This window comes from Variovorax sp. LARHSF232 (assembly GCF_052871435.1).
Window position 1 is genome coordinate 231853 of record NZ_JBIXJS010000003.1, and the last position, 17194, is coordinate 249046.

Here is a 17194-nt window from a genome sequence, read left to right on the forward strand (position 1 = left end):
TCAGCGGCCTTTGAAATGGGCGTGGTACCTAGGTGAACCACCGCGGAACCGGCTTTGCCGGGCCGCTGGTGGTGCCCCCGGTCGGGGGTTGGCGGAGCGACACGAAGTGCGCGAAGCCTGGGGGCGAGTCATGGAATCACCTTGAACTGGCCGTTCACCACTTGCAGCATCACACCGGTCTCGTTGGTGTAGCCCCAGTGGTCTTGCGCGGTCCAGTTGAGCACGCCGTGCGCCAGCACCGTGCGGCCCATGGTCTCGAAGGCGTCGCGCAGCGCGGCGCGGAACTCGGGCGTGCCGGGCTGGCCCTTCTTCAGCGCGATCGGCACCGCCTTTTCCAGCACGATGTAGGCATCGGTGCCGTGGCCGGCGAACTGGTTGCGCGTGCCCGCGCCATAGGCCTTTTCGTACTGCTCGACGAAGGCCAGCGCCGCCTTCTTCGACGGATTGTTCTCGGGCAGCTGGGCGCCGTGCATGGCCGGGCCGGAGACGACGAAGGTGCCTTCGGCGTCCTTGCCGGCGGTGCGCATCAGGTCCGGCGTGGCGGCGGCGTGCGTCTGGTAGATCTTGCCCTTGTAGCCGCGCTCGACGATGGCCTTTTGCGGCATGCCGGCGCCGCTGCCCGAGGCCACGATCAGGATCGCGTCCGGGTTGGCGCCGCTGAGCTTGAGCGCCTGCGCCGTCACGCTGGTGTCGGCGCGGGCGAAGCGCTCGGTGCCCACCACCTTGATGCCGGCCTTGGTGGCCTCCTCGGTGATGGCCTTCAGCCACAGCTCGCCGTAGGCGTCGGTGTAGCCCAGGAAGCCGATGGTCTTCACGCCTTGCTTCTTCATGTGCTCGACGACCGCGTAGGCCATCACGCCGTTCGATTGCGGCAGGCGGAACAGCCACTTGTCCTTGCCGGGCGGCAGGCCGGCCGGCGAGGTGGCCAGCTGCGGCGTGGCGGCCTCGGCCGTGACGTCGGCCATCGGGATCGCGACCGGGGTGGCGGACGAGCCGATGATCAGGTCCACCTTGTCTTCGGTCACCAGGCGCTGCGCTGCCTTGACGCCGGCCGTCGGATCGCTGGCGTCGTCCAGGATCACCAGCTTGATGTTCTGGCCGGCCACCGTCTTGGGCCAGGTCTGGATCGCGTTCTTCACCGGGATGCCCAGGCCGGAGGCCGGGCCGGTGAGGGGCTGCACCACGCCGACGGTGATGTCGGCATGGGCGCTGGTGCCCAGCAGCGCGAACGCGAACAGGCTGGCGAGCATCGTCTTCTTGAATTTCATGGCTTGTCTCCTCGGTCGTTGTTGAAAGGGGTCAGCGCGGCGCCATGCGCAGCGCGCCATCGAGGCGAATGACTTCGCCATTGAGGTGCCCGTTGGTCACGACGTGGCAGGCCAGCTCGGCAAATTCCGAGGGCTTGCCCAGGCGCGGCGGGAAGGGAATGGAGGCGGCCAGCGACTGCTGCACGGCTTCCGGCAGCTCCATCAGGAGCGGCGTGGCAAAGAGGCCCGGCGCAATGGTGCAGACGCGGATGCCGTGCTGCGCCAAGTCGCGCGCCATCGGCAAGGTCATGCCCACCAACCCGCTCTTGGAGGCGCTGTAGGCCTGCTGGCCGACCTGGCCGTCGAAGGCCGCGACGGAGGCGGTGAACAGGATCACGCCGCGTTCGCCGCCTTCGTTGGGTTCCAGCTTGGCGCAAGTGGCGGCGAACAGGCGCGTGACGTTGTAGGCGCCCACCAGGTTGACGTTGACCACGCGCTGGAAGTCTTCCAGCGGCGCCGGATTGCCGTCCTTGCCGACCACGCGCTTGGCCGTGCCGATGCCGGCGACGTTCATCAGGATGCGTGCCGGGCCGTGCGCGGCCGCCGCCTTCTCGAGCGCCGCCGTCACGCTGGCGGTGTCGGTGATGTCGCAGGCGCAGGCCACGCCGCCGATCTCGCTGGCCACCTTCTGCGCCAGCTCGCCATTTCGGTCGAGCACCGCCACCTTGGCACCCAGTCGGGCCAGTTCGCGGGCGGTGGCTTCGCCCAGGCCCGATGCGCCGCCGGTCACGAGGGCGGCTTGTCCGTCGATCTTCATGCTCTGTCTCCTTGGGTATGGGGTTGTGTCAGGCGTACTTGTCGCCCACTTCCTCGCGCAGAGGATGGGTGTCGTAGACGATGCTCATGCTGGCGATGCGTTCGCTGCCGCCTTGAAACTCGAACACGTCGACGCAGGTGAAGGTGACGACCTTGCCGTCCTTCAAGGTCCAGTCGTAGCGAAAGTAGGCCGCCACGCGGTGCACGGCGCCATCGGCTTTTACGCTCTCGAACAGGTCGATGGGTGTGATCACGCTCTGCGTGGAGGCGCCGGCCAGCTTGGGGAAGAAGTCGCGCGCCTTCATGGTGCCCAGGAAGGGCGAATGAACGACGCCCTCGGGCTCGAAGCAGTCCACCAGCCCCGGCACATCGGTCGCATGCAGGCACTTCAGGTAGCGGCGGATGGTGTCGGTATGGGCCCGGCTCATGGTTGCTGCTCCTTGCGCGGAACGATGGTGAAAGGCAGTGCGCCGGCATGCAGCGCCTCGACCAGCGCCGCGCGGTGCTGCAGCACGGAGCGCTGGTTGATCGAGCCCTTGTCGGTGACCTCGCCCTTGTCGATGGAGGGCGGCTCGGCCATCAGGTGGGCGCGGGCGACGCGGCTGGCGCTGCCGGTGGCGCTGGCGGCCAGGCGGTCGACCACGCCCTGGAAATGCGCCTGCACCGGCGCGCTTTCCAGCACCTGGCGCATCGGTGCGTCGGCCGGCAGGCCGGCCAGTTCGCGCACCTTCTGCGTCGGAAAGAGCAGCGCGCCCACCTCCTTCATGTTCAGGCCGGTGAGCACGGCGTCCTGCACGTAGGGCGCGCCGGCCGCAATGATCTTGGCGCGCAGCGGGCCCACGCTGACGAAGGTGCCGGTGGCGAGCTTGAAGTCTTCCGCGATGCGGCCGTCGAAGCGCAGGCCGCGGTGGATGTTGGACGGGTCGATCCAGGTCACCGCGTCGCCGGTGCAAAAGTAACCTTCCTCGTCGAAGGCCTCGGCCGTGGCTTCGGGCGCCCGCCAGTAGCCGGGCGTGACATTGGGGCCGCAGTAGCGCACCTCGGTCTTGCCGCCCGTGTCGACCAGCTTGAGCGACAAGCCGGGCGTCGGCAGGCCGAGGTCGCCGGAGCTGACGTCGGGGCCGGTGATGTACAGCGCGAAGGGGCCCGATTCGGTCATGCCCAGGCCGGTGCCCATCACGATGCGCTCGCCGATCTCGGCTTCCTGCGTGCGGTGCAGGCTGTCCCACACCGGCTGCGGCAGGGCGGCGCCGGCATAGAAGAACATCCTCACGCGCGACAGCAGCGTCTTGCGCAGCTGCGCATCGGTCTGCATGGCGTGGGCGATGGCCTCGAAGCCGGTCGGCACGTTGAAGTAGATGGTGGGCGCGATCTCGCGCAGGTTGCGCAAGGTCTCGGCGATGCCGGCCGGGGTCGGCTTGCCGTCGTCGATGTAGAGCGTGCCGCCGTTGTTGAGCACGAGCCCCACGTTGTGGTTGCCGCCGAAGGTATGGTTCCAGGGCAGCCAGTCGACCAGCACCGGGGGCTCGTCCATCAGCACCGGAATCGACTGGCGCAGCTGCTGCTGGTTGGCGCACCACATGCGGTGCGTGTTGATCACCGCCTTGGGCAGCTTGGTCGAGCCCGAGGTGAAGAGAAACTTGGTGATGGTGTCCGGCCCGGTGGCGCGCATGGCGGCGTCCACCGCGGGCGTGGCCTGCGTGGCCAGCAGTTGCGCGAAGCTGCTGCAGTTCTTGCGGCCTTCGACGTGGCCGTCCACCAGCATCACTTCGCATTGCTGCGGCACGGCCTCGCGGATGGCGCGGCCGTAGCGTGCCTCGTCGCCGGCAAAGACCAGGCCGGGCGTCAGCGTGGCCAGCACGTGGCGCAGCTTCTCGTAGTCCTGGCTGACGATGGAGTAGGGCGGCGAGACGGAGCAATGCGGCACGCCGGCATACAGGCAGCCCAGCACCATCAGCGCATGCTCGAGGCCGTTCTCCGACAGGATGGCAACCGGCCGCTCGGCGCCGAGGCCGCGGTCGAGCAGGCCCTGGCCGATGCGGCGCGCCTGCTCGAGTGCCTGCGCGTAGCTGATGCGGATCCAGTCGCCGGTGCTGCCGTCCGGCATGCGCTGGCGGCGCGCGATGAAGGTGCGCTGGGGCGCGGCCTCGGCCCAGTGCAGCAGGCGCTCGGTGATGCGCTCGCAGTAGGGTTCGAGCGGCGTTTCAGCCTCCAGGTAGCGCACGCCGGGCGCGCCTTCGCGCAGCACGCCCCGTGTGACGCCAAACTTCAATGGGCGATAACGCGCACCAGTCACAGCGTTCACTCCTTGCTCACCTTCGCCGCACGGCCTTCGAGGAAGTCGCGCAGCCGGCCCTTGGCCTCGGGCGCGGCCTGGGCAATGGCGCAGATCAGCGATTCGGTGAAGAAGCCGTGGTCGGCCGGCTGCTCGGCGATGCGCGGCAGCGCGTGCATCAGCGCGTAGTTGGTGAGTGGCGCGTTCTCGGCAACGCGGCGCGCCAGCTCCATCGCCTTGTCGAAGGTGGTGCCCTCGGGCACCAGGTACTGGGCGAAGCCGGCGCGCTCGCCGTCCTCGGCGCCGTAGACGCGGCCTGTGAGCATCATGTCGGTCATGCGCGCCACGCCGATCAGCTTGGGGATGCGCACCGAGCCGCCACCGCCAACGAAGATGCCGCGCGAGCCTTCGGGCAGGGCATAGAAGGTCGACGTGTCGGCCACGCGGATGTGGCAGGCGCTGGCCAGTTCCAGCCCGCCGCCCACCACCGCGCCGTGCAGCGCAGCGATGACCGGCACCGGGCCGTGCTGGATGCGGTCCAGCGCCGCATGCCACATGCGCGAGTGGTGCATGCCCTGGGCGGCGTCGCGCTCCTTCAGTTCGGACAGGTCGAGGCCGGCGCAGAAGTGCGGCCCGTCGCCGTCGATGACGGCGGCGCGCACCGTGGCGGGCAGCTTTTCGAAGACATCGCGCAGGGCCAGAATGAGTCCGTCGGACAAGGCGTTGCGCTTGGCTGCGCGCATCAGGCGAACGACGGCGATTTCGTCCACCAGTTCAATGTGAAGGTCGGGGTAGGTCATGGTTTGCATCCGCGGTATGAATCGATTATGGTTATGAAAAATAACCATTTCAAGAACAGAACAGCCACTTGGGCCTAGTACTTACCCGAAAGCCGGAGACGCCACCATGGACATCGCGAACCTGATCGCCATCGACACCCACACGCACGCCGAAGTGAGCTGCTGGAATCCTTTCGACAACTACGGCGAAGAGTACGACCGCGCGGCCGACAAGTACTTCCGATCGAGCCGGCGTCCGACGATCCAGGAAAGCATCGACTACTACCGTGAACGCAAGATCGGCTTCGTGATGTTCGGCGTCGACGCCGAGGCGAACATGGGCCGCCGCCGCATTCCCAACGAGGAGATCGCCGAGGCGGCGCAGAAGAATCCGGACGTGATGATTGCCTTTGCCAGCATCGATCCGCACAAGGGAAAGATGGGCGCGCGCGAGGCGCGGCGGCTGATCGAGCAGCACGGCGTCAAGGGCTTCAAGTTCCACCCGACGGTGCAGGCCTATCACCCCTACGACCGGATGGCCTGGCCGCTCTATGAAGTGATTGCGGAACACAAGCTGCCGGCCGTGTTCCACACCGGCCACAGCGGCATCGGTTCGGGCATGCGCTGCGGCGGCGGGCTGCGGCTGGAATACAGCAACCCGATGCACCTGGACGACGTGGCGATCGACTTTCCCGACATGCAGATCATCATGGCCCACCCCAGCTTCCCCTGGCAGGATGAAGCGCTGTCGGTGGCCACCCACAAGCCCAACGTCTGGATCGATCTGTCAGGCTGGAGTCCCAAGTATTTTCCCAAGCAGCTGGTGCAGTACGCCAACACCTTGCTGAAGGACCGCATCCTGTTCGGCAGCGACTACCCCCTCATCACGCCGGACCGCTGGATGAAGGATTTCGAAGAGGCCGGCTTCAAGCCGGAGGTGATGCCCGGCATCCTCAAGGGCAACGCGGTGCGGCTGCTCGGCCTGGCCTGACGACGGCCAGGCTCCTAAGACGCGTCGCTCCAGCTCGTGTGAGCGCGCTTCTTGCGCTCCTCCCGCTCCTTCGCCATCTGCTCTTCCATCTGCGCCCGCCCGGCCTTGGCAGCGCTGATGAGTTGTGCGCGGTCCTTGTACATCGGGTGCGATTCCTCCGCGAACTGGATGTTGAGCTGGCGAAAGCGCATGGCGCTCTCGCGCGCCTCGTGCGCCGGCCAGCCCAGCAGCTCCAGCACCTGGCGCGCACTGCGCAGCGATGACTCGAACACCTCGCGCTCGGCCAGGTGCACGTCGCGGTCGCGCAGCTGGTACCAGTGATTGAGGTTGCGCGCGCGGGCTACGATCTTCGTGTCCGGGAAGTGCTCGCGCGCCAGGTCGACGATCTCCAGCGACTGCTCGATGTCGTCCACCGCCACCACCAGCACCTTGGCGGTGGCGGCGCCGGCGGTGCGCAGCAGATCCAGCCGCGTGGCGTCGCCGTAGAACACCCGAAAGCCGAACTGGCGCAGGCCCTCGACCGTGTCGGGGTCATGGTCGAGCACGGTCACCTGCAGGCCCTGGGCGCTCATCATGCGGCCGATGATCTGGCCGTAGCGGCCGAATCCGCAGATCACCACGTTGGCGTTCTGCTGCTCGGAAATCTCTTCCAGCGCGCGCGTGTCGGCGGCGCTCCAGTGGGGCATCACCCACTTGTCGATGGCCACCAGCAAGAGCGGCGACAGCAGCATCGACAAGGCCACCGCACCGATCAGGAAAGACGCCATCTCGCGTGGCAGCACGCTCGGCCCGGCCGCCTGGAACACCACGAAGGCGAACTCGCCGCCCTGGGCCAGCAGCAGGGTGAAGATGGGGCGCTCCTGCACCGGCAGCCCCATCAGCCTGGACAAGCCATAGATGGCAATCGACTTCACCACCATGAAGCCCAGCACCACCAGCGCCATCCGGCCGGGGTTCGCCAGCAGCACGCCGAAGTCGATGCTCATGCCCACCGCGATGAAGAACAGGCCCAGCAAGAGGCCCTTGAAAGGCTCGATGTCGGTTTCCAGCTCGCGCCGGTATTCGCTCTCGGCCAGCAGCACGCCGGCCAGGAAGGCGCCCAGCGCCATCGACAGGCCCACCAACTGCATCAGCGCGGCAATGGCCACCACCAGCAGCAGCGAGGCGGCGGTGAAGATCTCGGGTGTTCTGCTGCGCGCGATCCAGCGCAGCAGCGGGCGCAGCAGCAGGCGGCCGCCGAGCACGATGCCGGCAATCACGCCGATGATCTTCAGCGCCTCGAGGGTGCGGGCCCATCCGCCGGTGGCCTCGGCAGCGTCGGCGCCGGTGGCCAGCAGCGGCAGCAACGCCAGGATCGGGATGGCCGCCACGTCCTGGAACAGCAGGATCGAGAAGCCCGCCTGGCCGCTGTCGGTGCGCATCAGGTTGCGCTCGCCGAAGACCTGCAGCGCGATGGCGGTGGACGACAGCGCCAGCCCCAGCGCCGCCACCAGCGACACGCGCCACGACAGCCCGGCCGCCATGCCCGCGGCCAGCAGCAACGCGGCGCACAGCAGCACCTGCGCCGAACCCCATCCGAAGATCGGCCGGCGCAGGCTCCACAGGCGCTTGGGCTCCAGCTCCAGCCCGACCAGGAACAGCATCAGCACCACGCCGAACTCGGCGAAGTGCAGGATGTCTTCCACGTTGCTCACCAGTCCCAGGCCCCAGGGCCCGATGGCGATGCCGGCGGCCAGGTAGCCGATGATCGAGCCCAGGCCCAGGGCCTTGGAAAGCGGCACCACCAGCACCGCGGCGCCGAGGTAGATGAGCGAGTTGGTGAGCCAGGCGGGTGCGTGTTCCATGATGCTCAGGCCCTCTCGCTCGCGACGATGGCTTCTTCTTCATGCGGCCGGTCGGTCTCCGGCACGATGCAGCGCGGGCAGGGTTCGATCTCGTCCATCTCGGGCCAATGGGGGTAGCTCGCCAGCCGGTCGCAGAAGGTGTTGACGTGCGCCGACACCTCTTCGGCACTGCTGGTGCGCGCGCCGTGCAGCAAGAGCGGCGGCAGAAAGCGCATGCCGCACAGCGCGGCGGTCTGTTCGTAGGGCGGCAGGAAGGCGTCGAAGAAATAGCGGTTGTAGCTTTGCGGGTGGTAGCTCGCCTCGGGCCCGCCGGTGCTGGCCACCAGCCAGAAGTCCTTGCCCTGGAGCGCGGTGCCGTGCGTGCCGTAGGCCCAATCGTAGGCCAGCACCTCGTCGAGCCACAGCTTCTGCAGGGGCGGCATCGAATACCACTGGATCGGATGCATCAGCACCAGCAGGTCGGCCCGCGCCAGGCGCCGCTGCTCGGCCGCGATGTCGATCACGTAGTCGGGGTAGCTCGAATAGAGATCGTTCACGTCCACCTGCGCCACCTCGCGCGCCGCTGCCAGCAGCCGGCGGTTGATGCGCGAATCGCGCCAGTGGGGATGGGCCGCGATCAGGTAGATGCGGGGCGCGGCGTTGTCGTCTTTGGCGGGGCTTGGCATGGCCGCGAACATAGCGCAACTGGTCGCCTGTAACATTTCGCTCGGATTCTCAACACACATACGCGAGGAGCCTCTCATGCCGGTGGTCCTGGTCGCCAATCCCAAGGGCGGTGTCGGAAAGTCAACCCTGGCGACCAACGTCGCCGGCTACTTCGCCAGCCGCGGCCATGCCGTGATGCTGGGCGACGTGGACCGGCAGCAGTCGGCACGTCTCTGGCTGGGCCTGCGGCCGCCGGCCGCGGCGCCGATCTCGACCTGGGAGGCGGTGGGCGAAGGCAGCGTGGTGCGACCGCCCAAGGGCACCACGCACGCGGTGCTCGATTCGCCGGCCGGCCTGCACGGCTGGCGCTTCAAGGACGTGCTGGCGCTGGCCGACAAGGTGATCGTGCCGCTGCAGCCCAGCATCTTCGACATCTACGCCACGCGCGATTTCCTGGATCGGCTGAAGGAGCAGCGCAGTGCCGCGAAGACGCAGATCGGTTTGATCGGCATGCGAGTGGACGCGCGCACGCTCTCGGCGGACCGGCTGCATGAGTTCGTTGCCGGCCTGGGCGTGCCGGTGATCGGCGAGGTGCGCGACACCCAGAACTACGTGCAGCTGGCGGCGCGTGGCCTGACCCTGTTCGACATCGCGCCGGGGCGGGTGGCGCGCGACCTGACGCAGTGGCAGCCGATTTGCCAATGGCTGGAGGCCTGATTAGGGTTAGCGCGAGTTTGTCGCGCGGCCGACACGCTCGCCCCACGCAGCCCGGCTAGAGTGCCGCGCATGACCAAGAAGACTTTTCAGACCCTTCAGGATCTGGCCGCCTGCGTCGGCCAGGAAGTCGCCGTGAGCGACTGGATCACCATCACCCAGCAGCAGGTGAACCAGTTTGCCGAGGCCACCGGCGACCATCAATGGATCCATGTGGACGTCGAGCGGGCCAAGGCCGGCCCCTTCGGCGGGCCGATTGCGCACGGCTTTCTGACTTTGTCGCTGCTGCCCAAGTTCTTCGAGAGCGCCCTCGAAGTGGTCGAGTCGCGCATGGGCGTGAACTACGGACTGAACCGGGTGCGCTTCATGGCACCGGTGCCGGTGGGCAGCCGGCTGCGCGCGCGGATGAAGCTGGTGTCGAGCGAGGCCATCGACAACCAGGGCTTGCAGATGGTGTGGGAGACCACCATCGAGCTGGAAGGGGCGAGCAAGCCGGCCTGCGTGGCGGAGTCGGTGGTGCGGCGCTACCCCTGAGCCGCTGCCGCTCAGGACGCACGCCTGGCGGCCGCCAGCGCCTGACGCTTGGCGCGCGCCCGGATGTTCAGCGCTTCCACCGCCAGCGAGAACGCCATCGCGGCATAGATGTAGCCCTTGGGCACGTGCTGGTCGAAGGCCTCGGCCGTCAGCGCCATGCCGACCATCACCAGGAAGGCCAGCGCCAGCACCTTGACCGAGGGGTGGCGCACGACGAATTCGCCGATCGGCTTGGCTGCCATCAGCATCACGGCCACCGAAGCGACCACGGCCGCCACCATCACCGCGATCTCGTCGACCATGCCGACGGCGGTGATGACCGAGTCGAGCGAGAACACGATGTCGATCATGCCGATCTGCCCGATCACGCCCCAGAACCTGGCGCTGCCTGCGCCAGCCGATGCTTCCGGTGCGTCTTCTTCGCGCGCCTCCACCTCGACAAAGATCTCGCGCGAGGCCTTGTAGAGCAGGAACAGGCCGCCAAGCAGCAGCACGAGGTCGCGCCCGCTGATGCCCTGGCCCACAACGGTGAACAGGTCCGCCGTCAGCCCCATGACCCAGCTCAGCGACATCAGCAGAAGCAGGCGCGTCGCCATGGCAAAGCCGAGCCCCAGCCGGCGCGCCTTGTCGCGCTGCGCCGGCGGAAGGCGCCCCACCAGAATGGAGATGAAGATGATGTTGTCGATGCCCAGGACGATTTCCAGGGCGGTCAGCATCGCAAAGGCGATCCAGACGTTCGGATCCAGAAGCATGGCGGTCATGTGGGCTCCCGGCGCGGGTGGAAGTGCGGCGCAGTGTCCACGATCTTGCAGCTGTGGCGCCATTTGTGGCCAGTCCGGTCCGCTCAGGTATGCGGCGCGGCGAGGGCTTCGGGGCTTGTAACAGAGGTCGTTTGAGTACCTATGCTTGACATACCTTGATTTTCGCCGGCAGATCTTTTTGAGATGATCGCCGGATTCGAATCCGACGCCGCATCGGGATGCCGCATCCCACTGCAGAATCCCCCTTGAGATGAATTCAATCCAGCCGAAGCGCCCCGGGGCGTTGGTCGTCGAGGACGACGAGAACATTGCCTATCTGCTGCAGTTCATGCTCGAACGCGAGCACTATCGCGTCGCGCTGCAACGTGAAGGCCGTAGCGCCGATGCCTTCATTCGAACCCAGCCGCCGGTCGACATCGTGCTCCTCGATGTGATGCTGCCCTTTGTCGATGGCTTTCAACTGGTGGAGCTGATCCGCGCGACGCCGGCGTGGCGCGCCGTTCCGGTAATCATGCTGACCGCCAAGACGCGTGAGCAGGACGCGGTGCGGGCGCTCGATGCCGGCGCGAGCGACTACATCCACAAACCTTTTGCACCGAACGAGCTCATGGCCCGCGTGCGACGCCATACGAAAGCGGCGTCGTGAGGTGTGTCGTTGCGGGCGTCGCGCTGGCACTGAGCACCCCCTTGCTGGCCGGCGCCCAGACCGCCAAGTTGCCGACCTCGCTCGATCTGGGCTACTCACGCGAGTCGCTCAGCAATGATTCGCCCGACTGGCAGGACACGGGCATCGACATCTCGCACCGCTTCGACGCCCGGGAGTATCTGGGTGTGTCGCTCCACGACGTGAAGCGCTTCGGTGTCGAAGACGTCAGCGCTGCCGCCTTCTACCTTCGGCCGCTGACCGAGCGCGTGGCCGCCTCCATCGAAGGCAGCCTGAGTCCCGGTGCCAGTTTTCTGGCGCGCAGTTCACTGGCGGCGGCGCTTCAGTACGAGTTCGCGCCAGCCTGGTTGCTGCATGGAGGGCTGAAGTCGGCGACATACGCGGAGGACCACGTCACCGAAGGCACCCTGAAGCTCGAGCGCTATGTGTCCGACTTCAGCTGGTCGGTGGCCTGGAAGCCCGTGCACGCGCTCGGCAGCTACGCACAGAGCTTTGAAGTGCGGGGAAATTACTACTACGGCGAGCGCAACATGGTTGGCGTCATTGCGGCCTACGGCCGCGAGGCGACGTCGGTGGCGCCCGACGAAGTGGTGCTGGCCGACGTGCGCTCGATCGCCCTCCTGGGGCGCCACCACCTGACCGAGCGCTGGGCGCTGACCTACGCCGTCACCCGGGTCGAGCAAGGCACCTTCTACACGCGCACCGGAGGTCGGCTCGGTGTTCAGTACTCGTTCTGACATCTTCCTGCAGGCTGCACTGGCTTTGGCGGCCACCGACGCCATGCTCACCGTGGCGCTGCTGGGTCTGATCATGGTGCTGCGATGGCGCCGGGCGCACGCGCTGCGGCGTGCCCATGCCTTCGAGCTGCGCTGGCGTCCCGTCCTGATGGCCGCGTCGATGGAGCCCGCCGGCAAGGACCTGCCTGCCCTGGCGGCACGTGACCAGTTCGCATTCCTCAAGCTGTGGAACTACCTGCATGAATCGCTGCACGGCGAGGCTTCCCAGCACCTCAACGGACTGGCGCGCCGCCTGCAATGCGACGAGGCGGCCCGGCGCATGATCGACAGCCGAGTTCGGGCCGCGCGCCTGCTTGCGATCCTCACGCTGGGCCATCTGCGCGAGGTCTCGGCCTGGCAAGCCTTGCGCGGCGCTGCCGCGGCCGCGGACACGGTGCTGTCCTTGTTGGCAGCGCGGGCGCTCATCCAGATCGATGCCCGCGGGGGGGCGGAAAGCCTGTTTCCTCTCATCCTGTCGCGGCGCGACTGGGACATCGCTCGCCTGGCGCGCATCCTCGCGCCCGCTCGCGATGCCTGCCGGACGCTGATCGCCGAGGTGATGCCGCGCCTGGGTTATCCGGCCCGGCTGCGCGCGCTCAAGCTGATCGCAGCCTTGCGTGCCGACCTGCCCGCGCAGCAGCTTGATCTGTTGATACGGCCCGAGCAGCCGCCCGAGGTGATCGCCGCCGCGTTGCGGCTGGTGCGCCATCCCAGGCACCTGCCGGCGATTCGAGGCCTGCTGCGTCACGCCGACTGGCATGTGCGATGCGAAGGCATCGCCGCGGTCGCTCGCCTTGGCGAGGCCGACGACGTTCGCGCGCTGGCGCCGCTGCTGCGGGACGCGCATTGGTGGGTGCGCTACGGGGCTGCGCAGGCGCTGGTGGACTCGCCGCTGCTGGCCCCCGGCGAACTTGACGAATTGCGCGCCGCCGCCAGTCCCGAGGCGAAAGGCATCCTGTCGCATGTGATCGCGGAACGGAGTCTCGCTTGATGTCGACCCTCGTCGACGCCGCGACCTGGTTCGTGCTGGGCTATTTCGTGCTGCTCAATGCGGGCTACTTCGCGCTCAACTGGCTTGCGATCGCCTCGCTCTACCGAAACAACCAGGAACGGTTGCTGGAGGAGCTGCCGCAGGCCTATTCGGGTCTGGAGCCCTCCATCAGCGTGCTCATGCCGGCGTTCAACGAGCAGGCGACGATCGTGGCGTCCGTGCGGTCCATGCTGCAGCTCACCTACGCCGATTTCGAGGTGATCGTGATCAACGACGGCTCGCGCGACGCGACCCTGCGCGTGCTGCGCGAAGCCTTCGCCCTGGCGCCGTTCCCTGAATCCCATGCCGGCCGCCTGCCGACGCAGCCGGTGCATGCCGTCTATCGATCGACCGTGCATCCGAACCTGCGCGTGATCGACAAGGAGAACGGTGGCAAGGCGGACTCGCTGAATGCCGGCATCAACGTGGCGCGCCACCCGCTGTTCTGCGGCGTCGATGCCGATTCGATCCTGGCGCGAGACAGCCTGCAGCGCGTCGTCAAACCCTTTTTGCGTGATCCGGACATGGTGGCCAGCGGCGGCACCGTGCGGGTGGCCAATGGCTGCGTGGTTCGGGATGGCCATCTCCTGAGCGTCGGCTTGCCGAAGAACGGCTGGGCGCTGTTTCAGGTGGTCGAGTATCTGCGTGCCTTCCTGTTCGGCCGACTCGGCTGGTCTCGACTCAATGCCCTGCTGGTCATCTCCGGCGCCTTCGGCCTGTTTCGCACCGAGACGGTGGTGGACGTGGGCGGCTATCGAACGCGCTCCATCGGCGAAGACATGGAGCTGGTGGTGCGGATGCACCATCACCTGCGCATGCAGGGCGTGCCGTACCGCATGGAGTTCGTGCCGGAGCCGGTGTGCTGGACCGAGGTGCCGGAAGACTACGCCAGCCTGCGCAATCAACGGGTTCGCTGGCAACGGGGCTTGGGGGAGAGCCTGGCGGCGCACTGGGGGCTGATGTTCAACCGGGATGGCGGCCCTCCCGGCTGGCTGGCCTTTCCCTTCATGGTGATGTTCGAATGGCTGGGGCCGCTGATCGAGGTGGGGGGCTACCTCTTCATGGTCCTGGCCTTTGCCTACGGTCTGATCTCCTGGGCCGCTTTCTTCGCCCTTCTGCTGGCCGCCATCGGCCTCGGCATTCTTTTTTCCGTCTCGAGCCTGCTGCTCGAGGAGATGTCCTTCCACCTCTATCCGAAGTACCGGCAGCTTGCCGTCCTTGCGCTGGTCGCGGTGGTCGAGAACTTCGGCTATCGCCAGCTCAACAGCCTTTGGCGGCTCAAGGGGCTGTGGCTGTGGGCCAGCGGCCGGCAAAGCCAGTGGGGTGCCATGAAGCGCAGGGGATCGTGGCAGGGGCCCTAGGAAGACGCTGATCGCTCACGGTCTTTCGACGACGGGCAGCTCGAAATAGAACTCGCTGCCTTGCCCCGCGACGCTGACGTAGTCGATGTGCCCGCCATGCTCGGTGATGATGCTGCGGCAGATGTTCAAGCCGAGACCGGTGCCGCCCTTCTGCCGGCGATCGGAGCCGTCGGCCTGTGAAAATCGCTCGAACACCCGCGAGCGGAAGGACTCGGGAATGCCGATCCCGTCGTCGATCACCGAGATCCGCACGCTCGATTCGGTTGCGCTCGTCCGGATCGACACACGCTTGCTCGGCCCCGCGAATTTGACGGCGTTGGAAAGCAGGTTGATGACGACTTGCACAATGCGGTCGGCGTCGGCCAGTATGCGCACGGCATCGTGCTGCGCCCGCAGATCGAATTCGACGCCATGCTGCTGCGCATACGCGCGGGTTGCGTCGATGGCCTGATCGACCAGGGGCGCCAGCGGCTGCGCGGTCATCGTGTAGCGCATCAGCCGCGCCTCGATGCGCTCGACATCGAGCACGTCGTTGATGAGCCGCACCAGCCGTTCGCTGCTTTGATGCGAGCGCGCGACGAGTTCCTGCGCCCCTTCCGGCAGCGGCCCGGCGACGCCGGAGGCCAGCAGGCTCAGGGTGCCGTGGATGGACGTCATCGGCGTTCGCAACTCATGCGTGACGGTCGAGACGAACTCGCTCTTGAGGCGTTCCATGTGGCGCCGCTCGGTGATGTCCATGTAGGTGGTCACGAAGCCGCCGCCGGGCATCGGCGCGCTGCGCACCTCGAGCGCCCGGCCATCGGGCAGCTGGCGTTCCGATCGCATGTGCTTCGGGACCTGCGCGGCCGCCACCAGGCGGTCCACGATCTCGTCGACCGTCCCCGGCCCATAGTCGCCGCGCGCGGCGTTGTGCCGGATGATGGCGGCAAAGGTGGGCTCTGGCCCGAGGACCAGCTCCGGCGGCAGATCCAGCAACTCGCGGTAGGCCGCGTTGTGTGCCGCCAGTTTCAGGTCCGCGTCGAAGACGCTCAGTCCGCAGGGGAGGTTGTCGAGGATGCTGCGCAGCAGGGCATTGCTGCGCCGAAGTTCCTCGCGCACGCGGTGCATCGCGGAGATGTCCTGGCCGATCTCCATGAAGCCGACCAGCTTGCCCTGCTCGTCATGACGCGGCTGGATCTCCAGATCGACCCAGTATTCGCTTCCGTCCTTGGCCCGGTTGACGACCACTACCCGGCAGCTCCGTCCAGCCGCATCGGCGGCGTCGATCGCGGCCAGGGTCGCCGGCTCGGTGCGGCCGCTGCCCAGCAATTGCGCAGGCGTGGCCCCCAGCGCCTCCTCCATGGAATAGCCATAGACGCGGGTGAAGCCTGCGTTCACCCAGACGATCCTGCGCGCCCGGTCGGTGACCACCACCGCGTTCGACGTGTGCCGGACGACCTCCGCCATTCTTCGCAGGTCAGCCGTCATGCGCTGGGCCAGTGCCCGTGCGCGCGCCTCTCCGGACGCCAGCAACCACGCGGCCAGGGCCAACAGGGCCGAGATGCAGATGCCCGTGACGCGAAGCAGGCTCGGCGACCAATAGTCGAGCGCGGGCCAGAAGTCGGCGGCGGGCGCCGCGCGAAGCCAGAATTGCCGGCCCCCGATGACCAACGAATCCAGACTGGGCTCGGCCATGGGCAGCGGTCGCCAGGCCAGGCGGTCGAGCAGGGAAGGCATCGGCGGCTTCCCCGTCGAGAAAAAGGCGTGATCAGGTCCTTCGGCGCCATCGAGCAGGCTGAAGACAAGCTGCGCGTCGATGCTGTCCAGGGTGCCGTGCAACAACTCGGCGACCACGATGGGTGCGTAGACGAGCACGTTCAGCGCGGCTTCGCGCTCCGCAGGCGTGGCGGGAACAGTGCCGCCGCGATACACCGGAACCATGTACAGGAAGCCGGAACCTTGCGCCTTGTCCTGGACGAGCGCGATGCGTTCGCTGAGCGTGGGTTGCCCTGTCCTGACCGCCTGCTCGATGGCGCGGCGCCGGGTCGGCTCGGACCCGGCATCCAGGCCAAGCGCCGACCGGTTGCTGTCCAGGGGTTCGACGTACTTGATGACGTACAGCTCGGCCTCGACCTTTCCGGCCGTGCGCAATTCGAAATCGGGCTGGTCCTCCAGGCGCCGGGCGGCGACAAAGCGATCGATCTCGCTTCGAGGCACGCGCTCGATCACGCCAAAGCCACGGACGCCCGGAAACTCCTCGGTGAGCTTGCGTGATCCGACGTAGCCCTGCCACGCCGCCTTGTCGACCCGTGCACCCGCGGCGTAGACGCCGCGTCCACCCATCATGCCGTAGACCGGCTGCAGGAAGCGTCGCTGAATCTCGGACGCGAGGCGCTCCTTCTGGCGTTCGTACTTGGCTTCGGCGGCCGCGCCGATGGTGCGCTGCAGCCAGTGCGCAGTGAGCATGGTGCACACGATGCCCGCGAGCAATACCAGAAGCGCAAGCGCTTGCGGAGATCGCCCGAAGCGACTCGCTTGAGCGGATGCCGATGCCGCCTTGCGGTCTTGCAAGGCCGCGGATCGCCAGCGAATCCACAGGCCGACTGCGGCGACTTCCAGCGCTGTTTGCCACACGACGTCGAACCACGTCGATCCGCCGCTTCCGCTCAGTGCCATCCAGCCCAGCAGGAGGGCCTCGGTCGCGACGATCAAGAGACCGGCCTCGAGCCCCAGGCGAAGAATTCCAACTCTCGAAGTCATGCTGTCTCCTGGCGGCTC

16 protein-coding genes are annotated in these 17194 nt (G+C 67.3%); 7 read left to right on the top strand and 9 right to left on the bottom strand.

What is annotated here, in order from left to right; translation table 11 throughout:
- Nucleotides 1–128 precede the first annotated feature (128 nt).
- Genes ACIPRI_RS09940 through ACIPRI_RS09960 form a run of 5 tightly spaced genes read right to left on the bottom strand, consistent with a single transcriptional unit; the run spans nt 129 to nt 5138 of the window.
- Nucleotides 129–1268 (bottom strand): ABC transporter substrate-binding protein, encoded by a 1140-nt coding sequence (locus ACIPRI_RS09940; protein WP_446621270.1) that lies wholly within the window; start codon nt 1266–1268, stop codon nt 129–131.
- 31 nt (nt 1269–1299) lie between these two features.
- Complete coding sequence (locus tag ACIPRI_RS09945) at nt 1300–2064, bottom strand: SDR family NAD(P)-dependent oxidoreductase (protein ID WP_446621271.1); 765 nt, start codon at nt 2062–2064, stop codon at nt 1300–1302.
- Between the two features lie 28 nt (nt 2065–2092).
- On the bottom strand, nt 2093–2491 hold the full coding sequence (locus ACIPRI_RS09950) for a nuclear transport factor 2 family protein (protein ID WP_446621272.1): 399 nt from the start codon (nt 2489–2491) through the stop codon (nt 2093–2095).
- Nucleotides 2488–4359, bottom strand: a complete 1872-nt coding sequence (locus ACIPRI_RS09955; RefSeq protein ID WP_446621273.1) for a feruloyl-CoA synthase — start codon at nt 4357–4359, stop codon at nt 2488–2490. The genes ACIPRI_RS09950 and ACIPRI_RS09955 overlap by 4 nt, the downstream gene beginning before the upstream one ends.
- Before the next feature lie 5 nt (nt 4360–4364).
- Entirely contained in the window at nt 4365–5138 is a 774-nt protein-coding gene (locus ACIPRI_RS09960) for a crotonase/enoyl-CoA hydratase family protein (protein WP_446621274.1), read from the bottom strand.
- A gap of 106 nt (nt 5139–5244) precedes the next feature.
- Between ACIPRI_RS09960 and ACIPRI_RS09965 the strand changes: the two genes are divergently transcribed.
- A complete protein-coding gene (locus ACIPRI_RS09965; RefSeq protein ID WP_446621275.1) occupies nt 5245–6108 on the top strand; it encodes an amidohydrolase family protein in 864 nt (287 codons plus the stop codon).
- A 14-nt stretch (nt 6109–6122) separates the two neighbouring features.
- Here the strand turns inward: ACIPRI_RS09965 and kefC are convergent, their stop codons facing one another.
- The gene (gene kefC / locus ACIPRI_RS09970) at nt 6123–7952 is read right to left on the bottom strand and encodes a glutathione-regulated potassium-efflux system protein KefC (RefSeq protein ID WP_446621276.1); all 1830 of its coding nucleotides are present in this window, start codon (nt 7950–7952) and stop codon (nt 6123–6125) included.
- A 5-nt stretch (nt 7953–7957) separates the two neighbouring features.
- Complete coding sequence (kefF, locus tag ACIPRI_RS09975) at nt 7958–8617, bottom strand: glutathione-regulated potassium-efflux system oxidoreductase KefF (RefSeq protein WP_446621277.1); 660 nt, start codon at nt 8615–8617, stop codon at nt 7958–7960.
- A gap of 76 nt (nt 8618–8693) precedes the next feature.
- Here kefF and ACIPRI_RS09980 point away from each other — a divergent pair, with 76 nt between their 5' ends.
- Both ACIPRI_RS09980 and ACIPRI_RS09985 read left to right on the top strand, forming a co-directional pair.
- Nucleotides 8694–9314, top strand: coding sequence for a ParA family protein (locus ACIPRI_RS09980; protein WP_446621278.1), 621 nt, complete (start codon nt 8694–8696; stop codon nt 9312–9314).
- Nucleotides 9315–9374: 60 nt separating this feature from the next.
- Nucleotides 9375–9845 carry a MaoC family dehydratase gene (locus ACIPRI_RS09985; protein WP_446621279.1) on the top strand — a complete coding sequence of 157 codons (471 nt, stop codon included), beginning with the start codon at nt 9375–9377 and terminating at the stop codon, nt 9843–9845.
- 11 nt (nt 9846–9856) lie between these two features.
- On the opposite strand, the gene ACIPRI_RS09990 is transcribed toward ACIPRI_RS09985, so the two are convergent.
- Nucleotides 9857–10606 (bottom strand): TerC family protein, encoded by a 750-nt coding sequence (locus ACIPRI_RS09990; protein ID WP_446621280.1) that lies wholly within the window; start codon nt 10604–10606, stop codon nt 9857–9859.
- 250 nt (nt 10607–10856) lie between these two features.
- Between ACIPRI_RS09990 and ACIPRI_RS09995 the strand changes: the two genes are divergently transcribed.
- Genes ACIPRI_RS09995 through ACIPRI_RS10010 form a run of 4 tightly spaced genes read left to right on the top strand, consistent with a single transcriptional unit; the run spans nt 10857 to nt 14437 of the window.
- Nucleotides 10857–11252 carry a response regulator transcription factor gene (locus tag ACIPRI_RS09995; protein ID WP_446621281.1) on the top strand — a complete coding sequence of 132 codons (396 nt, stop codon included), beginning with the start codon at nt 10857–10859 and terminating at the stop codon, nt 11250–11252.
- A complete protein-coding gene (locus ACIPRI_RS10000; RefSeq protein WP_446621282.1) occupies nt 11249–12007 on the top strand; it encodes a YaiO family outer membrane beta-barrel protein in 759 nt (252 codons plus the stop codon). The genes ACIPRI_RS09995 and ACIPRI_RS10000 overlap by 4 nt, the downstream gene beginning before the upstream one ends.
- A gap of 43 nt (nt 12008–12050) precedes the next feature.
- Nucleotides 12051–13037 carry a HEAT repeat domain-containing protein gene (locus ACIPRI_RS10005; protein ID WP_446621283.1) on the top strand — a complete coding sequence of 329 codons (987 nt, stop codon included), beginning with the start codon at nt 12051–12053 and terminating at the stop codon, nt 13035–13037.
- Nucleotides 13037–14437, top strand: coding sequence for a glycosyltransferase family 2 protein (locus ACIPRI_RS10010; RefSeq protein WP_446621284.1), 1401 nt, complete (start codon nt 13037–13039; stop codon nt 14435–14437). Before ACIPRI_RS10005 ends, ACIPRI_RS10010 begins: the two co-directional genes overlap by 1 nt.
- Nucleotides 14438–14452: 15 nt before the next feature.
- Here ACIPRI_RS10010 and ACIPRI_RS10015 read toward each other — a convergent pair whose 3' ends face one another.
- Nucleotides 14453–17176 (bottom strand): CHASE domain-containing protein, encoded by a 2724-nt coding sequence (locus ACIPRI_RS10015; protein ID WP_446621285.1) that lies wholly within the window; start codon nt 17174–17176, stop codon nt 14453–14455.
- Nucleotides 17177–17194: the final 18 nt, after the last annotated feature.